The organism is Pseudomonas sp. P65(2024), assembly GCF_057480955.1.
On sequence record NZ_JBLIYX010000005.1, the window covers coordinates 233,239 to 257,445 of the forward strand.

At 64.0% G+C, this 24,207-nt stretch carries 22 protein-coding genes; 13 read left to right on the forward strand and 9 right to left on the reverse strand.

The window, feature by feature from the left end; translation table 11 throughout:
- Positions 1-31 precede the first annotated feature (31 nt).
- Both AC25MA_RS10130 and AC25MA_RS10135 read right to left on the reverse strand, forming a co-directional pair.
- Positions 32-982 carry a homoserine kinase gene (locus tag AC25MA_RS10130; protein WP_028688677.1) on the reverse strand — a complete coding sequence of 317 codons (951 nt, stop codon included), beginning with the start codon at positions 980-982 and terminating at the stop codon, positions 32-34.
- Between the two features lie 71 nt (positions 983-1,053).
- On the reverse strand, positions 1,054-1,341 hold the full coding sequence (locus AC25MA_RS10135; protein WP_028688676.1) for a DUF2782 domain-containing protein: 288 nt from the start codon (positions 1,339-1,341) through the stop codon (positions 1,054-1,056).
- A 74-nt stretch (positions 1,342-1,415) separates the two neighbouring features.
- Here AC25MA_RS10135 and polA point away from each other — a divergent pair, with 74 nt between their 5' ends.
- A complete protein-coding gene (gene polA, locus AC25MA_RS10140) occupies positions 1,416-4,166 on the forward strand; it encodes a DNA polymerase I (RefSeq protein ID WP_486971993.1) in 2,751 nt (916 codons plus the stop codon).
- Positions 4,167-4,548: 382 nt separating this feature from the next.
- Here the strand turns inward: polA and yihA are convergent, their stop codons facing one another.
- Entirely contained in the window at positions 4,549-5,181 is a 633-nt protein-coding gene (yihA, locus tag AC25MA_RS10145) for a ribosome biogenesis GTP-binding protein YihA/YsxC (RefSeq protein ID WP_028688674.1), read from the reverse strand.
- A 208-nt stretch (positions 5,182-5,389) separates the two neighbouring features.
- Between yihA and AC25MA_RS10150 the strand changes: the two genes are divergently transcribed.
- From AC25MA_RS10150 to AC25MA_RS10180, 7 genes are all read left to right on the forward strand, one after another.
- Complete coding sequence (locus tag AC25MA_RS10150) at positions 5,390-5,692, forward strand: c-type cytochrome (protein ID WP_028688673.1); 303 nt, start codon at positions 5,390-5,392, stop codon at positions 5,690-5,692.
- 31 nt (positions 5,693-5,723) lie between these two features.
- Positions 5,724-6,341 (forward strand): c-type cytochrome, encoded by a 618-nt coding sequence (locus tag AC25MA_RS10155; protein ID WP_028688672.1) that lies wholly within the window; start codon positions 5,724-5,726, stop codon positions 6,339-6,341.
- A gap of 165 nt (positions 6,342-6,506) precedes the next feature.
- On the forward strand, positions 6,507-7,142 hold the full coding sequence (dsbA, locus tag AC25MA_RS10160; protein ID WP_062359983.1) for a thiol:disulfide interchange protein DsbA: 636 nt from the start codon (positions 6,507-6,509) through the stop codon (positions 7,140-7,142).
- 12 nt (positions 7,143-7,154) lie between these two features.
- A complete protein-coding gene (locus AC25MA_RS10165; RefSeq protein ID WP_028688670.1) occupies positions 7,155-8,006 on the forward strand; it encodes an endonuclease/exonuclease/phosphatase family protein in 852 nt (283 codons plus the stop codon).
- A gap of 96 nt (positions 8,007-8,102) precedes the next feature.
- Complete coding sequence (locus AC25MA_RS10170) at positions 8,103-10,061, forward strand: GGDEF domain-containing protein (protein ID WP_062359981.1); 1,959 nt, start codon at positions 8,103-8,105, stop codon at positions 10,059-10,061.
- Between the two features lie 79 nt (positions 10,062-10,140).
- Positions 10,141-10,917: an N-acetylmuramoyl-L-alanine amidase gene (locus tag AC25MA_RS10175; protein WP_028688668.1), complete on the forward strand. Its 777-nt coding sequence runs from the start codon at positions 10,141-10,143 to the stop codon at positions 10,915-10,917.
- Between the two features lie 244 nt (positions 10,918-11,161).
- Positions 11,162-12,781: an EAL domain-containing protein gene (locus AC25MA_RS10180; RefSeq protein WP_028688667.1), complete on the forward strand. Its 1,620-nt coding sequence runs from the start codon at positions 11,162-11,164 to the stop codon at positions 12,779-12,781.
- Positions 12,782-12,807: 26 nt separating this feature from the next.
- Here the strand turns inward: AC25MA_RS10180 and AC25MA_RS10185 are convergent, their stop codons facing one another.
- Positions 12,808-14,586 carry a KinB sensor domain-containing domain gene (locus AC25MA_RS10185; RefSeq protein ID WP_028688666.1) on the reverse strand — a complete coding sequence of 593 codons (1,779 nt, stop codon included), beginning with the start codon at positions 14,584-14,586 and terminating at the stop codon, positions 12,808-12,810.
- On the reverse strand, positions 14,583-15,929 hold the full coding sequence (gene algB / locus AC25MA_RS10190) for a sigma-54-dependent response regulator transcription factor AlgB (protein ID WP_062359975.1): 1,347 nt from the start codon (positions 15,927-15,929) through the stop codon (positions 14,583-14,585). Before algB ends, AC25MA_RS10185 begins: the two co-directional genes overlap by 4 nt.
- 390 nt (positions 15,930-16,319) lie before the next feature.
- On the opposite strand from algB, the gene AC25MA_RS10195 reads away from it, so the two are divergent.
- The 5 genes from AC25MA_RS10195 to AC25MA_RS10215 all read left to right on the forward strand — a co-directional run bounded on the left by AC25MA_RS10195 (position 16,320) and on the right by AC25MA_RS10215 (position 20,701).
- Positions 16,320-16,604 (forward strand): hypothetical protein, encoded by a 285-nt coding sequence (locus tag AC25MA_RS10195; protein WP_028688726.1) that lies wholly within the window; start codon positions 16,320-16,322, stop codon positions 16,602-16,604.
- 39 nt (positions 16,605-16,643) lie between these two features.
- On the forward strand, positions 16,644-16,805 hold the full coding sequence (locus tag AC25MA_RS10200; RefSeq protein ID WP_028688664.1) for a DUF1328 domain-containing protein: 162 nt from the start codon (positions 16,644-16,646) through the stop codon (positions 16,803-16,805).
- Between the two features lie 5 nt (positions 16,806-16,810).
- Complete coding sequence (locus AC25MA_RS10205; RefSeq protein WP_028688663.1) at positions 16,811-17,281, forward strand: inhibitor of vertebrate lysozyme family protein; 471 nt, start codon at positions 16,811-16,813, stop codon at positions 17,279-17,281.
- A gap of 729 nt (positions 17,282-18,010) precedes the next feature.
- Positions 18,011-19,345, forward strand: a complete 1,335-nt coding sequence (gene gltP, locus AC25MA_RS10210) for a glutamate/aspartate:proton symporter GltP (RefSeq protein WP_028688662.1) — start codon at positions 18,011-18,013, stop codon at positions 19,343-19,345.
- Between the two features lie 126 nt (positions 19,346-19,471).
- Complete coding sequence (locus tag AC25MA_RS10215; protein WP_062359973.1) at positions 19,472-20,701, forward strand: nucleoside recognition domain-containing protein; 1,230 nt, start codon at positions 19,472-19,474, stop codon at positions 20,699-20,701.
- On the opposite strand, the gene AC25MA_RS10220 is transcribed toward AC25MA_RS10215, so the two are convergent.
- From AC25MA_RS10220 to AC25MA_RS10235, 4 genes are read right to left on the reverse strand one after another with little or no spacing between them, the layout of a single operon-like run.
- Complete coding sequence (locus AC25MA_RS10220; protein WP_062359971.1) at positions 20,683-21,297, reverse strand: ABC-type transport auxiliary lipoprotein family protein; 615 nt, start codon at positions 21,295-21,297, stop codon at positions 20,683-20,685. The genes AC25MA_RS10215 and AC25MA_RS10220 overlap by 19 nt on opposite strands.
- On the reverse strand, positions 21,294-22,232 hold the full coding sequence (locus tag AC25MA_RS10225; protein ID WP_028688659.1) for an MlaD family protein: 939 nt from the start codon (positions 22,230-22,232) through the stop codon (positions 21,294-21,296). Before AC25MA_RS10225 ends, AC25MA_RS10220 begins: the two co-directional genes overlap by 4 nt.
- Positions 22,233-22,235: 3 nt before the next feature.
- Entirely contained in the window at positions 22,236-23,021 is a 786-nt protein-coding gene (locus tag AC25MA_RS10230) for an ABC transporter ATP-binding protein (protein WP_062359969.1), read from the reverse strand.
- Entirely contained in the window at positions 23,018-24,151 is a 1,134-nt protein-coding gene (locus tag AC25MA_RS10235) for an ABC transporter permease (protein WP_028688657.1), read from the reverse strand. Before AC25MA_RS10235 ends, AC25MA_RS10230 begins: the two co-directional genes overlap by 4 nt.
- Positions 24,152-24,207 lie beyond the last annotated feature (56 nt).

Below are 24,207 nucleotides of genomic sequence, written 5' to 3' on the forward strand. Positions count from 1 at the left end.
CCAATCATCGATAACTTGAACGAGCTGCCCTTTAGAGCGCGAACGGCAGCTTCAGCGCCACCTGCTGACGCTGCGCCAGGCGCACTTCGAATTCGCTCGGATCATGGATCATCACGTCCATCCCGGCGAAGGCCTGCGCCGCGATCAGGCGCGACAGCCAGAAGCGCACGCAGGCCACCCGCAGCATCACCGGCCACAGCTCGGCCTCGGCGGCGGTGAACGGCCGCAGCGCCGCATAGGCGCCCAGCAGGGCCTGGGCGCGCGGCAGGTCGATACCGCCCTGCTCGTCCAGGCACCAGTCGTTCACGGTGATGGCAATGTCATACAGCATCGGCCCGGAGCAGGCGTTGTAGAAGTCGATCAGCCCGGTCAGGTGGGTGCCTTCGAACATCACGTTGTCGCGGAACAGGTCGGCGTGCAGGTTGGCCTTGGGCAGGGCGAGGATCTGCACCTTGTGCGCGGTGATTTCCGCCAGTGCCGGCTGCAGCAGCCCGGCCTGTTCCCGGTTCAGGCCCGGCAGCAATTCGGCGCCCGATTCCAGCATCCAGTCCAGGCCACGGTCGGTGCGGCGCTCGATGATGCGCTCGCGGGTGGCCAGGTGGATATGCGCCAACAGCTCGCCGACCTGGGCGCAGTGCTGGTTGTTCGGGGCCTTGATGTGCTTGCCCGACAGCCGTGGCTGCAGCAGCGCCGGCTTGCCGCACAGCTCGCGCAGGCCGTTGCCGTCGTGGTCGCGCAGGGCATAGGGCACCGGCATGTCGGCAGCGTGCAGCACGTCGAGCAGCTCGATGAAGAACGGCATGTCCTCAGCCGGCCCGCGCTCGATCAGTGTGAGGACGAACTCCCCTTTTTCCAGGCTGACGAAGAAGTTGCTGTTCTCGGTACCGGCGGCGATACCCTGGAAGTCGAGCAGGCGACCCAGCTCGTACGGCGCCAGAAAGGTTTCCAGCTCAGGCCGGGACACAGGGGTGAAGACTGACATGTTGAAGAATTGCCCATGCGGGCACTTCCGCCGGAAGTGCCTGGTTGATAAGAACGATACGCGTTACTAGCTTACCACTCGAAGATCTTCCAGGACGGAATCAGCATGTCCGGCTGGTCGGAACGAATGAAATTGCCTTCGGAGCCATCGGCGCGTACCAGGAAATAAGGCTTGCCGTTCTTCGGCGTGACCTTGATCGCATACAGGAAGCCGTTTTGACGGTACTCCTGGATGGTCTTGTCGCCTTCCGTGCGAATGGTTACATCGGGATCGGCCGATGGGGCTTCGTCCGCCGCCTGGGTGACGACTGGCATGGTGACCAGCAGACCGAGCAGTAACAGGCGAATGGGTGTGCGCATGATAACCTAGTCCTTTTGTCGTCATTGATCTGGCTATTCTAGCGCCGGACCCGTCGAAAAGGTTGATTCTCCTCATGAGCCAAGCGCCCCTCGTCCTGGTGGACGGTTCGTCCTACCTCTACCGCGCCTTTCACGCGCTGCCGCCGCTGACCACCTCCAAGGGCATGCCCACCGGCGCGGTCAAGGGCGTGCTGAACATGCTCAAGAGCCTGCGCAAGCAGTACCCGGACAGCCTGTTCGCGGTGGTTTTCGACGCCAAGGGCGGGACCTTCCGCGACGCCATGTTCGCCGAGTACAAGGCCAACCGCCCAAGCATGCCCGACGACCTGCGGGTGCAGGTCGAGCCGCTGCACGCCAGCGTCCGCGCCCTCGGCTACCCGCTGTTGTGCGTCGAAGGCGTGGAGGCCGACGACGTCATCGGCACCCTGGCGCGCAGCAGCGCCGCCGCCGGCCGTCCGGTGATCATCTCGACCGGCGACAAGGACATGGCCCAGCTGGTGGACGGCCACGTCACCCTGGTCAACACCATGACCGGCAGCGTGCTGGACATCGCCGGCGTGCACGAGAAGTTCGGCGTAGGTCCCGAGCACATCATCGATTTTCTCGCCCTGATGGGCGACAAGGTCGACAACATCCCCGGCGTGCCGGGCGTTGGCGAGAAGACCGCGGTCGGCCTGCTGACCGGTATCGGCGGCGGCCTGCGCGACCTGTACGACAACCTCGACAAGGTGCCGGCCCTGGCCATCCGTGGCGCCAAGACCCTGCCGGCCAAGCTGGAGGAGCACCGCGACGCGGCCTTCCTGTCCTACGAGCTGGCGACCATCAAGTGCGATGTCGAGCTGGATGTCGAAGTGGACGCCCTGGTCTGCGGCGAGCCGGACCGTGAGGCGCTGCTGGCGCTGTATACCGAGATGGAGTTCAAGAGCTGGGTGGCCGAGGTTCAGCGTAGCGCGCCCCAGGCCGGTGGCAGCGTTGCTGCCGACGTTGAGCCAGTGGCCGAGAAGGTCGAGCCGAAGTACGAGACCATCCTCGACCAGGCGCGTTTCGACGCCTGGCTGGAGAAACTGCGCCAGGCGCCGCTGTTCGCCTTCGACACCGAGACCACCGGCCTCGACGCGCAGCAGGCGCAACTGGTCGGCCTGTCATTCGCCGTCGAACCCCACGAGGCCGCCTACGTACCGTTGGCACACGATTACGAAGGCGCCCCCGCCCAGCTCGACCGTGACGCCGTTCTGCTGGCCCTGAAGCCCCTGCTGGAAGACCCGGCCAAGGGCAAGATCGGCCAGAACGCCAAGTACGACATCAACATCCTGGCCAACGGCAGCCCGGCCATCCTGATGCGCGGCGTGGCCTACGACACCATGCTCGAGTCCTATGTGCTCGACTCCACCGCCACCCGTCACGACATGGACAGCCTGGCGCAGAAGTACCTGGACCACACCACCATCGGTTTCGAGGACATCGCCGGCAAGGGCGCCAAGCAACTGACCTTCAACCAGATCCCCCTGGAAAAGGCCGGCCCCTACGCGGCCGAGGACGCCGACATCACCCTGCGTCTGCATCACGCGTTGCAGGCGCGCCTGGCCACGACGCCGAGCGTGCTGCCGGTGCTGATGGACATCGAGATGCCGCTGGTGCCGGTGCTGGCGAAGATCGAGCGCCAGGGCGCGCTGGTCGACGCCGCGCTGCTTGGCGTGCAGAGCGGCGAGCTGGGGGCGAAGCTGGTGGAGCTTGAGCGTGAGGCGTACGCCCTGGCCGGCGAGGCGTTCAACCTGGGCTCGCCCAAGCAACTGGGCGCGATTCTCTACGACAAGCTGGGCATGCCCGTGCTGAGCAAGACCGCCAAGGGCCAGCCGTCCACCGCCGAGGCGGTCCTGGATGACCTGGCCGAGCAGGGCTACCCGCTGCCCAAGGTACTGATGCAGTACCGCAGCCTGAGCAAGCTCAAGAGCACCTACACCGACAAGCTGCCGGGGCAGATCAACCCGCGCACCGGGCGGATCCACACCTCCTATCAGCAGGCCGTGGCCGCCACCGGCCGGCTGTCGTCCAGCGACCCGAACCTGCAGAACATCCCGGTACGCACCGCCGAAGGCCGGCGCATTCGCCAGGCCTTCGTCGCCAGCCCCGGCTACAAACTGCTGGCGGCGGACTATTCGCAGATCGAGCTGCGCATCATGGCTCATCTGGCCAAGGACGAAGGCCTGCTGCATGCCTTCCGCAACGACCTGGACGTGCACCGCGCCACCGCCGCCGAGGTGTTCGGCGTGGCCCTGGCGGACGTCACCAGCGACCAGCGCCGTAGCGCCAAGGCGATCAACTTCGGCCTGATCTATGGCATGAGCGCGTTCGGCCTGGCCAAGCAGATCGGGGTCGATCGCAAGCAGTCCCAGGACTACATCGACCGCTACTTCACCCGTTACCCCGGCGTGCTCGCCTATATGGAGCGCACCCGCACCCAGGCCGCCGAGCAAGGCTTCGTCGAGACCCTGTTCGGCCGCCGCCTGTACCTGCCGGACATCAACGCCAAGAACCCGGCCCTGCGTAAAGGCGCCGAGCGCACCGCGATCAACGCCCCGATGCAGGGCACCGCGGCGGACATCATCAAGCGCGCGATGGTAGCGGTGGACAACTGGCTGACCGACAGCAAGCTGGATGCGCGAGTGATCCTGCAGGTGCACGACGAACTGGTGCTTGAGGTGCGCGAGGACCTGGTCGAGCAGGTGAAAGATGAAATTCGTGGCTATATGAGTGGTGCTGCGGATCTCGACGTGCCGCTGCTGGTGGAAGTGGGTGTCGGCTCGAATTGGGACGAAGCTCACTAAACCCCGCGTGAAAGCTGTGTAGGATCTGCGGCGTGGTGTCGCGGATCCGGTGCTGGCCTTGGGCCTTAGATCAGGAGTTTCATGAAACTATCGCAAATAGTTTCGAGGGGCTCGGAACTAAACCGGTGAACCGCCACTCAGAGGTACTGAATGGCTGGTGAAGCCTTTCGATGCTCCTATGTTGTGTTAAGTGTTGGCAGATATCTGGACCCCGCCCTAGCGGTCCGGACTTGGACCCCGAACTTCCCCCTCCCCATACGAAGTCCGGGGTTTTTTTTGCCCGGAATTCGGCCTGAAGCCTGGGAAATCCGTGGGAGCGGGCGTGCCCCGCGATCGACTGATCGCGGGGCACGCCCGCTCCCACGTAAGTATCCCTTGGCCTTCAGACAGCTGGCTTGTCTTCCAGCTCCATCCAGTCCGCCAGCACCCGGTAGGCCTCTTCCAGCCCCTGGCGCTTGGGCGCCGAGAACAGCTGGATGGTCGCCGCATCGCCCCAGCCCTTGCGGATTTCCGCCTGCACCTTGAGCAAGGTGTTCTTGCCGGCGCCGTGAGTCAGCTTGTCGGCCTTGGTCAGCAGGATGTGCATGGGCATGCCGCTGGCCTTGGCCCAATCGAGCATCATCTTGTCGAAGTCGGTCATCGGGTGGCGGGTGTCCATCATCAGGATCACTCCGCGCAGGCACTCGCGGCTGCCCAGGTAGGCTTCCAGGTGTTTCTGCCAGTGCTGCTTGAGCGGAATCGGCACTTTTGCATAACCGTAGCCCGGCAGGTCGACCAAACGCCGTTCATCGTCCAGACTGAAGAAATTCAGCAGCTGGGTGCGCCCGGGGGTCTTCGAGGTGCGCGCCAGGCTGGCGTGGGTCAGGGTGTTGAGGGCGCTGGATTTACCGGCGTTGGAACGGCCGGCGAAAGCCACCTCGTAACCCTGGTCTTCGGGGCATTGTTCGACCTTGGCGGCGCTGAGGGCGAATTTGGCTTTCTGGCAGAGGCCGAGGATGGGGTTCTTGACTTGCATGGGATTTCCGATGTGGGTGTTGCCCAGCGCTGGAGGCGTAGGACCAGGCCTGGCAAGCGGTGTCGTTTCCGTTTGGCTGGCGGAAGTATATAATGCCCCAGTTTTTGTGTGCTCATTCGCCCAGCGAAGGCAATTGAGCATGGGGTGTCGAACAATAGCTCGCGCAACAGAACGCAGCGCGGCCCCCAACCCTGTCAGGTCGTTTCGCATGGCGAAATGGCTGCTTGCTGTCGGTATGTTCCTGCCGTTTTTCAGCGCACAGGCTACACAGGATCCCGAGGCGTTGTACAACCGCACGTGCGCGGCCTGTCACGCCGGACAACTGCCCCAGGCACCCCAAAGCGGTGACCGGGCGGCCTGGGAGCCAAGGCTGGCGCGAGGCATGGAGCAACTGGTGGCACATGTTACACAGGGTTTCAAGGCTATGCCGCCGCGTGGATTGTGCATGGACTGCAGTGCCGAGGACTACCGTTTGGTCATCCTTTGGATGAGCGGCAGTCCCGATACATAACATTTCACCCTTAGCCGTGTTGGATTAGCTGATGAACAAACTATTCGTGAGTCTGCTGTTGACCATGGGGGTCGCAGGTGCGGCAACTGCTGCGGGCCCCATCAAAGGCGATGCTGCTGCCGGTCAGGCCAAAACAGCTGTCTGTGGGGCCTGCCACAACCCTGACGGCAACAGCCTGGCACCGAACTTCCCGAAACTCGCCGGCCAAGGTGAGCCCTACCTGAACAAGCAGTTGCATGACATCAAGGACGGCAAGCGTACCGTGCTGGAGATGACCGGCATGCTGGCCAACTTCAACGACCAGGACCTGGCCGATATCGCCGCCTACTTCGCCAGCCAGAAAGGCAGTGTTGGTGCCGCCGATCCGAAACTGGTCGAGCGTGGCCGTGCCCTGTTCAATGGCGGCAACCTCGAGAAAGGCATGCCCGCCTGCACCGGCTGTCACTCCCCCAACGGCGCGGGCATCGCCCTGGCGAAATTCCCGCACTTGAGCGGCCAGCACGCGCAGTACGTCAGCAAGCAGCTGACCGACTTCCGCGAAGGCAACCGCACCAACGACGGCGACGCCATGACCATGCGCACCATCGCCGGCAAGCTGAGCAACAAGGACATCGAAGCGCTGTCCAGCTACATTCAAGGCCTGCACTGACATACGCGTTAACACTCGGTTAATGCACCAGCGCTAAAGATGAAAAGGGCAGCCCAGGCTGCCCTTTTTTCTGTCCATAGCCGTTACACTACAGAACTCGAGCCCTATCCGGCCTGTCCTACACGGGTCGCGTCGAGGCGACCAAAGACTGCTCAGGAGTAAAGCATGCGTAAACTGATTCTCAGCGCCGCGCTGGTCGCCGCCAGCGTATTCGGTATGGCCGCCGTGCAGGCCGCGGAGCCTGCAACCGCCGGCAAGGAATATATCGAGCTGAGCAACCCGGTGCCTGTTTCGGTACCCGGCAAGATCGAAGTCGTCGAGCTGTTCTGGTACGGCTGCCCGCACTGCTACCACTTCGAACCGGTCATCAATCCCTGGATCGACAAGCTGCCCAAGGATGTCAATTTCAAGCGCGTACCGGCCATGTTCGGTGGCCCATGGGATGCCCACGGCCAGATGTTCCTGACCCTGGAAGCCATGGGTGTGGAGCACAACGTCCACAACGCGGTATTCGATGCCATCCAGAACAAGCGCATGCGTCTGACCAAGCCTGAAGAAATGGCTGACTTCCTGGCCACCCAGGGCGTGGACAAGGACAAGTTCCTCGCCACCTTCAATTCCTTCGCCATCAAGGGCCAGGTCAACCAGGCCAAGGAGCTGGCCAAGAAGTACGAGATCACTGGCGTACCGAGCATGGTCGTCAACGGTAAATACCGCTTCGACCTGGGCACCGCCCAAGGTCCGGAAGGCGTGCTGAACGTCGCCGACCAACTGATCGCCAAGGAGCGCGCCGCTAAGTAAGCGGCGATTGCCATGCGCTTGCGTGCCACGCGAGGCATCGGCCTGCCCCAGCCGCAGGTCAACGAGCATCACCTGCGGGCCACCGGCTTGCCGGAAGATGGTCGCCTGCGGCTGCTCAGCTTCAACATCCAGGTCGGCATCAGCACCGAGCGTTATCGGCACTATGTCACCCGCAGCTGGCAGCACCTGCTGCCGCACAACGGGCGCGCCGGCAACCTGCAGAAGATCGGCGACCTGCTCGGCGACTTCGACCTGGTGGCCCTGCAGGAGGCCGACGGCGGCAGCCTGCGCTCCGGCTTCGTCAACCAGGTCGAGCACTTGGCACAGCTGGGCGCCTTTCCCTACTGGTACCAGCAGCTCAACCGCAACCTCGGGCGTTTCGCCCAGCACAGCAACGGCGTACTCAGCCGTCTCAAGCCCCAGCACCTGGAAGACCATCCCCTGCCCGGCCCGTCCGGCCGTGGGGCGATCCTGGTGCGCTTCGGCGAGGGCGAGGATGCGCTGATCGTGGTGATGATGCACCTGGCCCTTGGCGCCAAGACCCGCGCCCGTCAGCTGGCCTACATCCGCGAGCTGATCGGCGGCTATCGCCATCAGATCCTCATGGGTGACATGAACACCCACGCCAACGACCTGATCGACCACTCGCCACTGCGTGATCTGGGCCTGATCGCGCCCCAGGTCGAGGCCACCTTCCCCAGTTGGCGCCCCCAGCGCTGCCTTGACCATATCCTGCTCAGCCCAAGCCTGACGCTCGAACGTGTCGAGGTGCTGGCGCAGCCTATTTCCGACCACCTTCCGGTTGCCGTCGAGATACGATTGCCTGATGCCCTGACTGTGGATACGCTGCCGGTCCTGAGTTAGTCCTGCCTGGGCGAATCCGGCGCTCAAGTGTTGGGCTTTTCCGCCGAAATCCAGTGATTGCAGGACTAGATGCCACTACCCGTTGCGGATCCAGGCATGACCGAAGAAGCCGAGCGCTGGAAAGAAAAATACCTCAAGAGCATCGAGCAGCAGGAAAAGCTCGAGCGGCGCTGGGAAGCCCGTCTCGACCTGCTGCGCCGTGGCCTGGTGCGCAGCACCCTGGCGGCTGAAGGTAGCGACAAGACCGTTGACCAGTGCATGAAGGAAATGCGCGAGGTCATCCGCAGCGACAACATGGACGCCGGCCTCGCCGGGCTGATTCCGCGCCTGGAAAAAGCCGTACTCGACTCCGAGCAGCGCCGCGAAACCCGCATGAACCAGGTCAGCGACGCGCTGACTGCGCTGGTTACCCAGTTGCAGACCCTGCCGCTGCCAGGCGAGGTGTCGCGACCGCTGAAAAAACTGGCGAAGAAGCTTGATGGCGGGGTCAGCCAGTCCCGTGAGCTGCCGCCCTTGCTGGGTGAACTCAGTGGCTTGCAGGGACGCGCCCTGAGTGCGATGCAAAAGCCCGAGGACGGGACTCGCCCGGGCTTCCTGCAGCGTCTGTTCGGTGGTCGTGACGAGCCCCAGGCTGAGCTGGCGCCTGCGGCGGTCGACGCCCCTGTGCCTGCGTCGCTGGAGGCGCCCGTCATTGCGCCTGAGGTGCAGCCAAGGGACGCTGATGAGCTGCATGCCGTGGCACCCGCGCCGGATGTCACGCCTGAGCCTGCCGAATTGTCCGGGCCCGAGGTCGAGTTACCTGGTCCCGCACTGGTTGAAGCCACGCCGGTGCCCGTTGCCGAGCCGCAACCTGAACCGCAAGCACTGGTGCAGCCGGTCGAACACATCGATCCGCAAGCCGAGGCCTCTGTCGAGGACGAAGGCGCCGCTGCGCGCGAACCTGAGGCCACGGTCGAGGAGGTCGTCGGCGAGGACGGTCCCTACGCCCTCCCTGACGCGGTCGAGCCGCCGTACAGTCAGGTCGCCGCTCATATCGAGCAGACCCTGATCGGTCTGCTCGACGACCTCAGCCTGCCGGAGCGTCACAAGGCCCAGGCCCTGGAGATGCGCGAGCGGGTTTCACGGGGGCTGAACTGGTACGAACTGATCCCGGTCCTGGATGACCTGGCTGTGCTCATGCTGGCGATCACCGACAGTGGCCAGCATGAATTCGAAGCCTACCTGCAACAGCTCAACGAGCGCCTGGAGTCCTTCCAGAGCCACCTGCACGAAGCCAGCGCCGGCCATGCCGACAACAGCTCCGCCGCCCGCGCGCTGGACAGCCAGCTACGCGAGCAGGTCGATGGTCTGCAAAGCAGCGTGCAGGGCGCCGTCGATGTCGACAGCCTCAAGCACATCCTGGAGAACCGCCTCGAAGGCCTGCTGGTGACCATGGACGATCACCAGCACGAGCGTGATCGCCGTGAGCACGAGCTGGCCAGCCGCCTGCAAGGCCTGGCCGAGCGTGTGGCAAGCATGGAGCAGGAGGCCCTCGGTTACCGCGAGCATCTCGAGGAGCAGCGCCAGAAAGCCATGATCGATCCGCTGACCGGTCTGCCCAACCGTGCAGCCTGGAGTGAGCAGGTCGAGCGCGAGGTACTCGACTGGCAGGAAAATGGTGGCCACCTGGCCATGGCGATCCTCGACCTTGATCATTTCAAGCGCATTAACGACGGCTATGGCCATCTGGCGGGCGACAAAGTGCTGAAGATCGTTGCTGATCAGTTGCGCAAGCGCTTGCGCGGCCGCGACTTCATCGCCCGTTTCGGCGGCGAGGAATTTGTCCTGCTGATGCCGCAGACTTCGCCGCCGGCAGCGGTGCAGGTGGCCGAGGCAATGCGTGCGGCCATCGAGGCCTGCCCGTTCCACTTCAAGGGCGAGCGGGTGGTCATCACCACTTCCATCGGCATCAGCGCCTTTCGCTCCGGCGAGCGCGGCGACCAGGTGCTCAAGCGCGCCGACGAGGCGTTGTACCGGGCCAAGGAGCTGGGGCGCAATCGGGTGGAGCAGGGTTAGTCGGGTTCAGGGTGAGCAATCGTGACCGGCACGTTATACTGTAGCATTGTTGCCGCTGACTCCATGACGTGCCCCTGCTATGAAAAGACTCTTCACCGCCCTGCTCCTGCTGGCCCTGGCAGGTTGTTCCAGTGGCCTGCGCATCGACCGCAGCCATCCTTCGGCCAACCAGGACAGCCGTATCCAGTTTGTCGTGCTGCATTACACCAATGCCTCGCTGGAGCGCTCCCTTGCCCTGCTGACCCATGGCGAAGTCAGCAGCCACTACCTGATCGGTGACGGCCCGGCCACGGTCTATCAACTGGTGGACGAGAATCGTCGTGCCTGGCACGCCGGGGACAGTCAGTGGCAGGGGCGTACCTGGCTCAATTCAAGCTCCATTGGCATCGAGATCGTCAACGAGGGGTATACCGACACCCCGACCGGGCGGGTCTGGCACCCGTACAGTGAAGCACAGGTGCAGGCGCTGATCGCGTTGCTCAAGGATATCGTCAAGCGCAACAACATCGACCCGCGCCATATCATTGGCCACAGTGATATCGCGCCGTTGCGCAAGCTCGACCCGGGCCCGCTGTTCCCTTGGAAGCGCCTGGCCGACGCCGGTCTGGGCATCTGGCCGGACGCCGCGTCGGTGGCACGCCAGCAGGCCTATTTCGAGGTCAACCCGCCGAGCGTCACCTGGTACCAGCAGCAGCTGGCGCGCTTTGGCTACGCCATCGACCAGACCGGCGAATGGGATGTGGCCACTCGTCATGTGATCGCCGCCTTCCAGATGCGCTTCCGTGCGCAGCGCTTCGATGGTGTGCCGGATGCGCAGACCGCCGCGATGTTGCAGGTGCTCAACCGCAAGCGGTGAGGCAGCTTTCATAGCATAGAAACTGGTCTTGCCCTGTGGGAGCGGCCTTGTGTCGCGAAAGGGCCGCAGCGCGGCCCCAGGATCTCGAGTCTGACTAAAGATTGCCGGGGCTGCTGCGCAGCCCTTTCGCGACACAAGGCCGCTCCTACACGGGAGCGAGCAAATCCTGGCAATCACACGCCCAGCGGCCACGCCAATCATCGATTCAGTTGCTATACCTTTGGTATTCAACTGGATGCCACGCATGTTTGACCTCCTCGCTTCGGTGCGTCAATTTTTCCACCGACCCTGGCTGTTGGCCGCGCTCGCGGCGTTGGCCAGTGCCGCACTGTTGCTGGCGATCAGCGTCAATGTGGCCTTGCAGCAGATGAAGCAGAGCGAAAGCGCACAGATGAACGCGCAGGGCGAGCGTTTTCTGGAGCGCCTTGAGCAGGTCTTCGGCCAGTTGCGCGAGGGTGTGGACCAGCTCCAGGCGCAACCCCTGCGCGGCTGCGATCCGCAGATGCTGGCGCAGTTGCAGCAGGTGGCGTTGGAGTCGCGGTTCATCTACGAGGCGTCCTATGTGGAAGGTACGCTTGCCTGTTCGAACCGCGGCGGCGAGCGGATCATCGAACCCTTGCGCAGCCCGGACATCCAGGGGCCGACCTACAGCTACTGGCTGAACACCACCACCGAGCCCAACGAAAACCTCGCGGCGCTGATGCTGGGTCGGGGCCGCTTCGTGGTGTCCACCTCCCGTGGCCACCTCACGGACGTGGTCGATTTGCCCCCAGGCGGCAGCTTGCTGGTGGTGCTCGATCGGGGCACGCGGGCCATTCCGGTACTGGGGCCGGCGCAACCCTGGCCACCCATCGCCGATTGGCCGCCGCCCCAGGGCAAGTCGCTGATCGAGCTGCCCGATCGCCTGGTCTATCGCATGTCCACCAAATCGCCGGACTACCAACTGGTGCTGATCGCCCCGCGCGCCAGCCTGCCCCTGAAGCTTAATGGCCTGCTCTGGTTGCTTTTTCCCGGCAGCCTGGTGCTGGCGGCGTGCATCGGCTGGCTGGTGCTGCAACTGATCCTGCAACGCCGCTCGATGAGTTCTGAGCTGCAGCAGGCCTTGCGCCGGGGCGAGCTGCAGGTGCTGTACCAGCCGATCTTCGAGCTGGACAGCCGGCGCTGTGTCGGGGCCGAGGCTCTGGTGCGCTGGCGCCGTCCGGATGGCAGCCTGACCAGCCCGGACTTGTTCATTCCCCTGGCAGAGAACACCGGGCAGATTCGCCAGATCACCGACTTCGTCTTACAGCGGGTGCTCGAGCAGCTTGGGCAGTTGCTGCGGGCCAACCGCCAGTTGTATATCTCGGTGAACCTGGCGGCCTGCGACGTCATGGCGCCGCGTATCGGTCGAGTGGCGGCGCGACTGCTGGCCCATCATCGGGTGGCGCCCCGGCAGATCGCCTTCGAGGTGACCGAGCGCGGGTTGATCGATGTGGTGGTGGCGCGGGACAACCTGCAGGCCCTGCGCGCCGTGGGACACCAAGTGTTGATCGATGACTTCGGCACCGGCTATTGCAGCCTGGCCTACCTGCAGACGTTGCCGGTGGATTGCCTGAAGATCGACAAGTCATTTATCGACGCCCTTGGCCATGACGCCGCCAGCAGCGGTGTGGCGCCGCACATCATCCGCATGGCCCATGACTTGCACCTGCGGGTCATCGCCGAGGGTATCGAGTCAGAGGACCAGGCGGTGCTACTTAACAGCGAGGGTGTCAACTATGGACAGGGCTGGTTGTTCGCCCATCCGTTGAACGCGCGTCAGTTTGCCGAGCTGATTACCCGGGGGCGGCGGGTGGCAGGGCGGCGGATCGATGATGAGCCTTGAGGCTGATTGCCTGAAAAAAAGCCGTGTCAGACCGGTAAGGCCATGTAGAACTGCGTACCCTGCCCAGGCCGCGAGAATACGCCCATCCGCCCGCCATGCAGCTGGACGATCTCCTTGCACAGCGCCAGGCCCAGGCCGGCCCCGCCCTTCTTGCGCCCGACCTGGACGAACGGCTCGAAGATCCGCCCTTGCTGGCCGTAGGCGATGCCTTCGCCGTTGTCTTCGACACTGATGATCACCCGTTCGGCATGGCGCCGTGCGTGCAGGCGGATACGCCCTCCACTGCCGGTGTGGCGGATGGCGTTGTGCAGCAGGTTGTCGAGCACCCGGTCGAGCTGCGTGACGTCGGCCTGGATGCGCGGCAGTGGTGACTCCAGCTCGAGTATCAGCTCGATCTGCTTGCTCGAAGCCTGCTCGGCAGAACGTGCCCGGGCGCGCTCGAACAGTTCGTCGAGGGCGCAGGGAGCCAGCTCCAGCTTCTGCAGGCCGCTTTGATAGCGGGAGAAATTGAGCAGGTCGTTGATCAGCTGGGTAAGGCGCTGCATTTCTTCGGCGATGGTTTCGAGCAGATCGTTCTCCCGCGCCTCAGGCGGGAAACTGACCCGCTCGCGCAGCAGGCCGAAGGCCATGTGCATGCCAGTGACCGGCGTGCGCAATTCGTGGGAGGCGCGCAGTACGAATTCGCTGCGTACCCGCTCGAAAGCGCGCTGCTCGGTAACATCGTGCAGCACCATCACCGCGCCAAGGATCGGCCCCTCGGGGTGGCTGACCGGGGTCAGGCTGTAGGTCAGCAGGCGGGTTTCCTCATCCACCTCCAGACTCAGGTCGTCCGGTGGACGATCCAGGCTGCCGCCGCGCAGTACCTGGCGCAGTTGCAGGTCCAGCTCCGGGCGTTGCAAGGCCTCGGCCAGGCCTGTGCCCCGGCGGCTCGGATCCCAGCCGAGTTGACGCTGGGCTACCGGATTGAGGTGTTCCAGGCGGCCCTGGCGATCGATGATCAGCAGACCGTCATCGATGCTGTCGAGTACCGCCTGCAGGCGTTGCTGGCCGGCCTGCAGTTCATCGATGTTGGTGGCCTGGTGTTTGCGCAGGGCATCGGCCATCAGGCCGAAGCGGCGGGTCAGCTGATTGAGCTCGGTGGCCTGGGTCACCGGCAGGGTGACGTCGAAATTGCCCTGGCCGATCTGGTCGGCGGCCTTGGCCAGTGCCTCGATCGGCTGGCCGAAGCGCCTGGCTATGTTGTGGGCAGTGATGAAACCTAGTACCAGCACAGTGAGGCCAACCATGCCGAGCATGCCACTGATGAGCAGGGCTTGATTGCGCGACTGCTCCTCGCTGCGGGTGATTTTTTCCAAGGCGTGGCGGTGGGACTCCAGCAGGTCCATGCGTACCTGGTTGAAGGCCGCTCCGAGGGGCTGCTCGACACCCATGCTGCGTGCAGGCGAGGGGCTCTGTCGATAGGCCTGGACAAATGCCTGGTAGTTGCTGGCGGCCTTGCTCAAGCCGGTGCGTTCTCCGCCTTGTTCCAGTCCCTGATCGAGGAGTGTCTGGAATTGGTCCTGCAGGGTGACGAGGGTATTCGGGGTGGTGTCCTCGTCGAGAATCAGATTCAGCTGTTCGCCCAGGTTCTGCCGCAACTTGAGGGCCAGCTCGAGCGTGTAGGTGGTGTCCTTGACGACGTGCTGCTGCAGGGCTGCCATCTGCAGCACGCTGAAAAGGCCCAGCAACAGGCCAAGCAAAGCCACGGTAACCAGTGCCGAGATGCTCAGGAACAGCCGTGTGCGTAGCTTCATCGGCCATTTCATAAGTTGTATTGCTTGCGCTTGCGATAAAGGGTGGAGGCATCAATGCCCAGGGTCTTGGCTGCCTGGTCGAGGGTGTCGCTGGCAGCGAGCACCGCCCCGATATGGGCACGCTCAAGCTCATCCAGGCTCAGCGCCGCACCGACCCTGGGCGCGTTGCTGGCGGGTTGTTCGGCCATGCCCAGGTGGATGATCTCCACCCGCTCCTGGGGACAGATGATGCTGGCGCGCTCGATCACGTTGCGCAGTTCGCGAATGTTGCCCGGCCAGCGGTAGTTGAGCAGCGCCGTGCGTGCTTCATCGCTGAAGCCGCGGGCCGGGCGCGAGTACTCCTTGACGAAGCGGGCAAGGAAGCGGTCGGCCAGGGTCAGTATGTCCTCGCAGCGCTCGCGCAGCGGCGGCAGGTGCAGGGTGATGACGTTCAGTCGGTACAGCAAGTCTTCACGGAAGCGGTTCTCGCGGACCATCTCGTCGAGGTTGAGATTGGTGGCCGCGAGAATCCGCACATCCGCCCGGCGGGTGACCGGGTCGCCGACCCGCTCGTATTCCTTGTCCTGGATGAAACGCAGCAGTTTTGGTTGTAGCGTGAGGGGAAAATCGCCGATTTCGTCAAGAAACAGCGTGCCGCCATCGGCCTGGCTGACTCGGCCCAGTGTGCTTTCACTGGCGCCGGTGAAGGCGCCGCGCGTGTGGCCGAACAGCTCGCTCTCCATCAGCTCGGCATTCAGCGAGGGGCAGTTGATGGTCACGCAGGCCTTGCGTGCCCGCTTGCTCCAGCCGTGGATGGCACGGGCCAGCTCGCCCTTGCCGGTGCCCGACTCGCCCAGGATGAGAATGTTGGCGTCGGTGGTCGCCACCTGGCGCGCGGTTTCCAGCACCGCCATCATCGCCGGGCTGTGGGAGTCCAGGCCGTCCTTGGGTTTGCGCACCTCGCCTTCGAGGGCCTCCAGGCGCGCCGACAGTTGCCGGACCTCCAGCTGCTTGGCGGTAGCCAGGCGCAGCTGGTCGGGGCTGCAGGGTTTGACCAGGTAGTCTGCGGCGCCGGCCTGGATGGCATCCACCGCAGTGTCGATGGCCGAGTGGGCGGTGACGATCACCACCCGCATCCACGGTGCCTGGATACGCATCTGTGCCAGTACGTCCAGGCCATTGTCCTCGCCCAGGCGCAGGTCGAGGAAACACAGATCGAACACCTGGCGCTGCAACAGTGCCTCGGCCTGGGCAGCGCTGTTAGCCGTGGCCACGTTGTAGCCCTCATCCTCGAGGCAATAACGGAATGTGCGCAGGATGGCGGACTCGTCATCCACCAGCAGAATGCGGCCTTGGTTGTCCTGGGCTGATTCCATTTCCTGCGCTCCTTTGGGATTGATCTCAATTAGTGTCGGAAAAATCGGGCAAGTTGCATGGTCGATTCTGATTGATTCTGCTCCATGCATGCTAGCTGCATGCCTTAATGATGGCTAAGTCTCTGATAAATATGAAGTTGATCGCTGGCAATTGGCTTCTATTCGGATTCCACGGGCTGAAATCGAGGCATCGGCAGGGATTGGCCGACGGCTGTGTCGTGCAAAACGCACGACCCGATTGTGGGTCATCGTGCAGGATACGTCCCTCGGTAAGGCGGGCGTGTTTCGTAACTTTATGATTTAAAAGGATTTTTATTGTTCGAGAAGGCTGGCATGCAGGCTGCAATAACCTTTGCAGAATGGATAACAAGCACAGCAGGAGGAGTCGGCATGAATCGCCCCCAAGACAATCGTACGCAGAGCGCTGTAGTCCCCCTGCACCAGCTGTTGTTCCTCGGCATGGCCTTGCTGCTCACCCTGGCGGCGGGCCTCTTCTACCACAGCTGGCAGACCGCCCGGCTGGCCGAGCAGGTGGCGGTGCAGACCGCGCTGTTGACGCAGTTACGGACAACCCATGCCTCTACCCTGGTCAAGGCCGCCGAGCCGCTGCCCAGTGCCGACAATGCGCCTGCCGTTCTCGAGCGTGTTCAGCCCGAGGAGCGTTGGGTGTTCTGACGCCATCGACCGATTTCGCACAAGAAAAGGAGAAACATCATGCTTAGTTGGGCAATCACCTTCCTGATCATCGCCATCATCGCCGCAGTCCTGGGTTTTGGTGGTATCGCTGGCGCCGCGACCGGTATCGCGAAGATCCTCTTCATCATCTTCCTGGTGCTGTTCGTAGCCTCCTTCTTCTTCGGCCGTGGCAGAGGTTGATGACCATGAGCAGGATGCTCCCCAAGGCCCTGCTTGTCGCGCTGCTGCTGGGCAGCGGCGCGACAGCGCTGGCGGCCAATGACGGCCAGGTCCGGGCCAACCAGTTGCTTGGCTCGGACCCCGAATACCAGAAAACCTGGCAGAAGACCCTCAAGAACGAGGAGCGCCTGCCCGAGTGGGTGATCAACCTCAGCGGGAGCTCGGCGCAGCAGATGTCTGCGGTAACCGAGGACGGCGACAAGTACTTGGTCGGCCCGCTGTGCGAGTCCGAAGGCAACTGTACCTACAAGCGCCTGATCGTGGCCTTCAGCTGGGACAAGGACGAAGCCTACGGCATGCTTGTGGAGGTGCCCGAAGGGCTGCCTGCCGACAAGTCCCCTACCCGTCATGCCGACTACCGCTGGCTGGGCAAGCCGGATGACGGGATGAAGGCTCTGCTGCGGGAGCAGCTCAAGCGCGATCCGAACTGGTACTGACCAGCGATCGCGGACTGTAATGCTATAGAAGCTGAACCTTTTTACCTTTCAGGCTTCTATGGTGCGCCGCCCCGAGGAGGGGCGGCGCATGACCAGGGGGCCGGGCCGCTCTGACTGTTGCAGGGTCGCAGTGGCCTAGGGGTACAGGGAGTGCCTCCGTCATGGGCCGGGTCAGGAGAGGGTGGCATCGGAAGTTGCAGGTCGGTTGGCTCCGAACAGGACGATGTAACCGATCTGGCTTCCGAAGCGCCTGTGGGAGTTCTTCCTTTAATACGAGCGACTTTTTACTTCAGACACATTTTGTCGCTACCGTATATCGATTTTTTTTTACTTGTCCGACAGGTCAGCTCATGTGGCATTTCAGCCATTCGGATTGTCGAACACGCCACTTCACACCTTTCTGTGCTCCCGTCAAATCGGCCTAAAAATGGCGCTTTGGCCTTGTTCGGAAATCCGAACGTTGAAAATCAAGGACTTGGCGATGCCCGATTTCGCCTTCCGGTCTCATGCCGATTCGGCATAGGGTAGTCGTTTCCGGCATTAGACTGCCCCTCCCCACGTCGCAATAGTTGCCGCCTTTTTCCTCGGCCCGAGCGCCAGCAATGTTCGCTCGCGGTGTCCTTACAGTGGGACGCCGGATCGACCAGGCGCAACCGGAATGGCTTCAAGCCGCTCTGGCATGCACCTTTTCGGCCGGTGCCCGTGACCACTACAACAAAGGGTAATGACATGAAGAAGGCAAAACTGAGCCTCGCCTGGCAGATCGTCATCGGTCTGTTGCTGGGCGTTGCAGTCGGCGCGCTACTGAATCATTTCAGTGCAGAAAAGGCATGGTGGATCAGCAACGTCCTCCAGCCAGCCGGCGACATCTTCATTCGCCTGATCAAGATGATCGTCGTCCCGATCGTGATTTCGTCGCTGATCGTGGGCATCGCTGGGGTTGGCGACGCGAAGAAACTGGGCAGCATCGGCCTGAAGACCATCATCTACTTCGAGGTGGTGACCACCATCGCCATCGTCGTCGGCCTGGTCCTGGCCAACGTGTTCCACCCGGGCGCCGGCATCGACATGAGCACCCTGGGCACCGTCGACATCTCCAAGTACCAGGCCACCGCGGCCGAGGTGCAGCATGAGCACGCGTTCATCGAGACCCTGCTCAACCTGATCCCGTCGAATATCTTCGCGGCGCTGATGCGTGGCGAGATGCTGCCGATCATCTTCTTCTCGGTGATGTTCGGCATGGGCCTGTCGAGCCTCAACGCCGACCTGCGCGAGCCGCTGGTGCGCACCTTCCAGGGCGTGTCGGAGACCATGTTCAAGGTCACCCACATGATCATGAACTACGCCCCGATCGGCGTGTTCGCCCTGATCGCCGCCACCGTCGCCAACTTTGGCTTCGCCTCCCTGCTGCCGCTGGCCAAGCTGGTGCTGCTGGTGTACTTCGCCATCGCCTTCTTCGCCTTCATGGTGCTGGGCCTGGTGGCGCGCGTGTTCGGCTTCTCGATCATCAAGATCATGCGCATCATGAAGGACGAGCTGATCCTCGCCTACTCCACCTCCAGCTCCGAGACCGTGCTGCCGCGCGTGATCGAGAAGATGGAGAAGTACGGCGCGCCGAAGTCGATCTGCTCGTTCGTGGTACCGACCGGCTACTCGTTCAACCTCGACGGTTCGACCCTGTACCAGAGCATCGCGGCGATCTTCATCGCCCAGCTGTACGGCATCGACCTGTCCTGGAGCCAGCAGCTGCTGCTGGTGCTGACTCTCATGGTCACCTCCAAGGGTATCGCCGGCGTGCCGGGCGTGTCCTTCGTGGTACTGCTGGCCACCCTGGGCAGCGTGGGCATTCCGCTGGAAGGCCTGGCCTTCATCGCCGGTGTCGACCGCATCATGGACATGGCCCGTACCGCGCTGAACGTGGTGGGCAACGCCCTGGCCGCAGTGGTCATCGCCAAGTGGCAGGGCATGTACGACGCCGAGAAAGGCGCGGCGTACTACCAGTCGCTGGTGCTGGAAAAAGGCAAGAAAGAGGCTGTGATGGCGGGCAAGACCGTCAACCAGTAAGCCACTGAGCTGAACGAAGAGCCCCGACTTGTCGGGGCTTTTTGTTGTCTGCGCAATAGTCGAGGGCGCAGCCCTCGCCCGCAATCTTCGCTATCATTCGGGCACTTTTCACGGGGGAACACACGGATGCTCAACGGCCTCTGGCTCGGCTTTTTCCTGGTGGCGGCCATCTCCGCCCTGGCCCAGTGGCTGGTGGGCGGCAACGCCGGCATCTTCGCCGCGATGGTCGAGAGCATCTTCGCCATGGCCAAGCTGTCGGTGGAGGTCATGGTCTTGCTGTTCGGCACCCTGACCCTGTGGCTGGGTTTCCTGAAAATCGCCGAGAAGGCCGGCATCGTCGAATGGTTGGCCAAGGTCCTTGGCCCGCTGTTCGCCCGGCTGATGCCGGAAGTGCCGCCCGGCCACCCGGCCCTGGGCCTGATCACCATGAACTTCGCCGCCAATGGCTTGGGCCTGGACAACGCCGCCACGCCCATCGGCCTGAAGGCCATGCGCGCGCTGCAGGAGCTCAACCCCAGCAGTACCACGGCGAGCAACGCGCAGATCCTGTTCCTGGTGCTCAACGCTTCGTCGCTGACCCTGCTGCCGGTGACCGTCTTCATGTACCGCGCCCAGCAAGGCGCGCCCGATCCGACCATGGTGTTCCTGCCGATCCTGCTGGCCACCAGCTGCTCGACCCTGGTCGGCCTGCTGTCGGTGGCGGTGATGCAGCGCCTGCGCCTGTGGGACCCGGTGGTGCTTGCCTACCTGGTTCCCGGTGCCCTGCTGCTGGGCGGTTTCATGGCCTTCCTCGGCACCCTGTCGGCGGCCGCGCTGGCCAGCCTGTCGTCGATCCTCGGCAACCTGACGCTGTTCGGGGTGATCATCCTGTTCCTGGTGATCGGCGCGTTGAGGCGGGTGCAGGTGTACGAGGCCTTCGTCGAAGGCGCCAAGGAAGGCTTCGACGTGGCCAAGAGCCTGCTGCCTTACCTGGTGGCGATGCTGGTGGCAGTCGGTGTATTGCGCGCCTCAGGGGCGCTGGAGCTGGCTCTGGACGGCATTCGCCATGCGGTGAACTGGATGGGCCTGGACACCCGCTTCGTCGAAGGGTTGCCCACCGCGCTGGTCAAGCCGTTCTCCGGCAGCGCGGCGCGGGCCATGCTGATCGAGACTATGCAGACCCAAGGCGTGGACAGCTTCCCGGCCTTGGTGGCGGCGACCATCCAGGGCAGCACCGAGACCACCTTCTACGTGTTGGCGGTGTACTTCGGCGCGGTGGGCATCCAGCGGGTGCGCCACGCCGTCGGCTGTGCGTTGCTGGCCGAGCTGTCGGGGGTGATCGCGGCGATCTTCGTCTGCTATTGGTTCTTCGCCTGAGCCTGGCTGACGGTCCAGTCGATCACCTGGCGCGCCAGCTGGTCGCTGGCCGCGCCGAAGCCGGCGACCACCGCCGGGACCTGCTGTTCGCCCAGCACCTGGCGCACCTCGAAGCGTTTACTCGCGAGGATGCGCTGGCTGCGGCCCTGCACCAGCCGCGCGTCGTAGCGGATCACCACCTCCACCGCCCCGCCTGGGTGGTATTCGCTCTGGAAGGCCTGTAGCTCGCCGCCCAGCTCGTAGTCAGCCTGCAGGTTGCTGTCATCGGCGCTCAGGCGCTGCACCCGGCCATCGCGCTGGAAACCGTCGAGCAGGCGGTTGCGCACCAGCATCGGCGTCGGGTCGCTCCAGCGTGCGCCCTTGTAACTGCTGATCACATCGCCCTGGGGGATCACCGCGATACGCGGTCCGGCCAGGGCTTCGCTGGTCAGCGGCTTGTTCAGGCGCAGCGACCAGTCCAGCGGTGCGGCGGCGCGGGCCGACTGGTTCACCGGCAGGCGGTAGATATCCACAGGCTCGCTCTGCGGCAGGATCGAACAGGCCGAAACCAGGCTCAGCGTGGCGGCGGCGAAGGCCAGGCGCAACGATGGGATCATGGCTGGAACTCCTTGTTGTTGTCGCGGCCCAGCAGGTAGCCGCTGGGGTCGGCTTCCAGGCGCCGGGAGATGCCCTTGAGCGAGTTGAGGGTCTCACGCAGTTCGCGGATCGCCGGGGCGATCTGGTTCAGGCCCTGGGCACCGTCGTCCAGAGACTGGCGGTTGTCCTGCAACAGGCTGTTGATGGTGGCGGTGCTTTCGGCCAGCGACTGCATGGCCTGTTCGGCACTGCCGATGGCCTGCTTGCCCTGGGTGCCGAGCAGGCCGTTGGCGTTGCGCATCAGCGCCTGGGTCTCGGCCAGGGTGGCGTTGGCCTGCTTGCCGACCTGGGCCAGTTGCTCGATGGCATCGGCGATGCCGCCCTTCTGGCTGGCGAAGGCGCCAGTGGTCTGCTCCAGGTTGGCCAGGGTGTTGCTCAGGCGCTCGATATTGCTTTCGGAGAACATCAGGTTGGCGTTGTGTAGCAGCAGGTTGATGTTGGTCACCAGGTCGCTGCTGTCGTTGAGCAGGCGTGAGATCGGCGACGGCGAGGCGACGATCACCGGCAGTTTGCCGCCCTTGCCCTTGAGTTCTGGGCTCTGCGGGGTACCGCCGCTGAGCTGGATGAAGGAGTTGCCAGTCACCCCGGCCAGGGTCAGCTTGGCCTGGGTGTCTTCCTTGACCGGCGTGTCGCCGCTCAGGCGCACGCGGGCCAGCACCCGGCGCGGATCGTTCGGGTCCAGGCGCAGGCTGCTGACGTCACCGACCTTGATGCCGTTGTACTGCACCGGGCTGCCGCGGGACAGGCCTGAGACCGCCTCGTTGAATACCACTTCGTAGTCCTTGAAGGCGTCGTCGACGCTGGACTTGGTCAGCCACAGGCCGAACAGCATGGCGCCGGCCACCACCAGCACGGTGACCAGGCCGATCAGGACATGATGAGCTCGGGTTTCCATCGTTCAGCGCTCCTGGCGGGCGCGCAGGGCGGCGTCTTCGGCCGCCCGACCACGCGGGCCGTGAAAGTATTCATGAATCCAGGGGTCTTCAGTCTGCTCGACCTCGGCCAGGGGCCCTGCCACGAGCACCTTCTTCTGCGACAGCACCGCCACCCGGTCGGTGATGGTGTAGAGGGTGTCCAGGTCGTGGGTGATGAGGAACACCGACAGCCCCAGGGCGTCGCGCAGGGTCAGGATCAACTGGTCGAAGGCGGCGGCGCCGATCGGATCGAGGCCGGCGGTGGGCTCGTCGAGGAACAGGATGTCCGGGTCCAGGGCCAGGGCGCGGGCCAGGGCGGCGCGCTTGATCATGCCGCCGGACAGCGACGCGGGGTACTTGTCGGCGGCGCTGATCGGCAGCCCGGCCAGGGCCAGCTTGACTCCTGCCAGGTGCTCGGCGTCGGCCCGCGACAGCCCGGCATGCTCGATCAGCGGCAGGGCGACGTTCTCGGTCACGGTCAGCGACGAGAACAGCGCGCCCTTCTGGAACAGCACGCCGAAGCGGCGTTCGACCAGCGAGCGCTGGGTTTCGTCGAGGCTGGCCAGATCCTGGCCGAACACCTTGACCGTGCCTTCGTTGGGCCGGCGCAGGCCGACGATGCTGCGCAACAGCACCGACTTGCCGCTGCCCGAGCCGCCGACCACGGCGAGGATCTCGCCGCGGTACAGGTCCAGGTCGAGGTTCTCGTGCACGCTCTGGCTGCCAAAGCGGTTGCACAGGCCCCGGGCTTCGATCACGGCTTCAGTCACCAGCCCATCTCCATGAAGAACAGCGCGGCCACCGCGTCCAGCACGATCACCACGAAGATCGATTGCACCACGGCAGAGGTGGTGTGGGCGCCCACTGATTCGGCGCTGCCGCTGACCTTGAAGCCTTCCAGGCAACCGATGGCGGCGATCAGGAAGGCGAAGAACGGTGCCTTGGCCAAGCCCACCAGGAAATGCTGCACGCCGATGTCGCTCTGCAGCAGCGAGAGGAACATGGCCGGCGAGATATCCAGGGTCAGTGCGCAGACCACCGCGCCGCCGATCATGCCGCAGAGCATCGCGACAAAGGTCAACAGCGGCAGCGCGATCAGCAGCGCCAGCACCCGGGGCACCACCAGCAGTTCGATGGGGTTCAGGCCCAGGGTACGGATGGCGTCGATCTCTTCGTTGGCCTTCATCGAGCCGATCTGCGCGGTGAACGCGCTGGCGGTGCGACCGGCCATGAGGATGGCGGTCAGCAGCACGGCGAATTCACGCAGGAAGGAGAAGGCCACCAGATCGACGGTGAAGATGGTCGCGCCGAAGTCGGCCAGCACCGTGGCGCCGAGGAAGGCCACCACCGCGCCCACCAGGAAGGTCAGCAAGGCGACGATGGGCGCGGCGTCCAGGCCGGTTTGCTCGAGGTGCGCGACCACCGGCGTGACGCGCCAGCGGTGCGGCTGGAACAGGCGCAGGAACAGGGTCTGCAGGATCAGGCCGACGAAGCCCAGCACCTGGTTGGTGTCCTGCCACAGCTGGTCGACGGCGCGGCCGATGCGCGCCAGCAGCAGGAGCAGCACCGGTTGCTCCGGCTCCTTGACCGGGATGCAGTAGTCCTGCACCGAGCAGTAGACGTTCTTCAGCAGCGCGCGGCTGGCATCGGGGAGTTCGTCAGTGCAGCGCGACAGGCGTTCGGAACCCAGCAGCTCGGCCAGCAGCGAGGCGCCGGCGGTGTCCAGGCGGCCCAGCTGGCTGAGGTCGACCTGGGTGTCATCGCCGTACTGGCTGCCCAGGCGCTCGCATTCGCGCTTGAGGCTGGCGTAGTGGGCCAGGGTCCAGTCGCCGACGATGCGCAGGCGCGAGGGCTGCTCGGTGGTGTCCAGGGTGGCGCTGGGGACGGTCATAGGCTCCATGCGTCTGACTGAGGGCATAGAGGCTGATCATAGCGCATGTTGAATGTGTGCTGACT

Excerpts from the sequence above, each read along its gene's own strand:
- AC25MA_RS10130 (WP_028688677.1), bottom strand. The coding sequence starts at position 982 with ATGTCAGTCTTCACCCCTGTGTCCCGGCCTGAGCTGGAAACCTTTCTG.
- AC25MA_RS10135 (WP_028688676.1), bottom strand. The coding sequence starts at position 1,341 with ATGCGCACACCCATTCGCCTGTTACTGCTCGGTCTGCTGGTCACCATG.
- polA (WP_486971993.1), top strand. The coding sequence starts at position 1,416 with ATGAGCCAAGCGCCCCTCGTCCTGGTGGACGGTTCGTCCTACCTCTAC.
- yihA (WP_028688674.1), bottom strand. The coding sequence starts at position 5,181 with ATGCAAGTCAAGAACCCCATCCTCGGCCTCTGCCAGAAAGCCAAATTC.
- AC25MA_RS10150 (WP_028688673.1), top strand. The coding sequence starts at position 5,390 with ATGGCGAAATGGCTGCTTGCTGTCGGTATGTTCCTGCCGTTTTTCAGC.
- AC25MA_RS10155 (WP_028688672.1), top strand. The coding sequence starts at position 5,724 with ATGAACAAACTATTCGTGAGTCTGCTGTTGACCATGGGGGTCGCAGGT.
- dsbA (WP_062359983.1), top strand. The coding sequence starts at position 6,507 with ATGCGTAAACTGATTCTCAGCGCCGCGCTGGTCGCCGCCAGCGTATTC.
- AC25MA_RS10165 (WP_028688670.1), top strand. The coding sequence starts at position 7,155 with ATGCGCTTGCGTGCCACGCGAGGCATCGGCCTGCCCCAGCCGCAGGTC.
- AC25MA_RS10170 (WP_062359981.1), top strand. The coding sequence starts at position 8,103 with ATGACCGAAGAAGCCGAGCGCTGGAAAGAAAAATACCTCAAGAGCATC.
- AC25MA_RS10175 (WP_028688668.1), top strand. The coding sequence starts at position 10,141 with ATGAAAAGACTCTTCACCGCCCTGCTCCTGCTGGCCCTGGCAGGTTGT.
- AC25MA_RS10180 (WP_028688667.1), top strand. The coding sequence starts at position 11,162 with ATGTTTGACCTCCTCGCTTCGGTGCGTCAATTTTTCCACCGACCCTGG.
- AC25MA_RS10185 (WP_028688666.1), bottom strand. The coding sequence starts at position 14,586 with ATGAAATGGCCGATGAAGCTACGCACACGGCTGTTCCTGAGCATCTCG.
- algB (WP_062359975.1), bottom strand. The coding sequence starts at position 15,929 with ATGGAATCAGCCCAGGACAACCAAGGCCGCATTCTGCTGGTGGATGAC.
- AC25MA_RS10195 (WP_028688726.1), top strand. The coding sequence starts at position 16,320 with ATGAATCGCCCCCAAGACAATCGTACGCAGAGCGCTGTAGTCCCCCTG.
- AC25MA_RS10200 (WP_028688664.1), top strand. The coding sequence starts at position 16,644 with ATGCTTAGTTGGGCAATCACCTTCCTGATCATCGCCATCATCGCCGCA.
- AC25MA_RS10205 (WP_028688663.1), top strand. The coding sequence starts at position 16,811 with ATGAGCAGGATGCTCCCCAAGGCCCTGCTTGTCGCGCTGCTGCTGGGC.
- gltP (WP_028688662.1), top strand. The coding sequence starts at position 18,011 with ATGAAGAAGGCAAAACTGAGCCTCGCCTGGCAGATCGTCATCGGTCTG.
- AC25MA_RS10215 (WP_062359973.1), top strand. The coding sequence starts at position 19,472 with ATGCTCAACGGCCTCTGGCTCGGCTTTTTCCTGGTGGCGGCCATCTCC.
- AC25MA_RS10220 (WP_062359971.1), bottom strand. The coding sequence starts at position 21,297 with ATGATCCCATCGTTGCGCCTGGCCTTCGCCGCCGCCACGCTGAGCCTG.
- AC25MA_RS10225 (WP_028688659.1), bottom strand. The coding sequence starts at position 22,232 with ATGGAAACCCGAGCTCATCATGTCCTGATCGGCCTGGTCACCGTGCTG.
- AC25MA_RS10235 (WP_028688657.1), bottom strand. The coding sequence starts at position 24,151 with ATGGAGCCTATGACCGTCCCCAGCGCCACCCTGGACACCACCGAGCAG.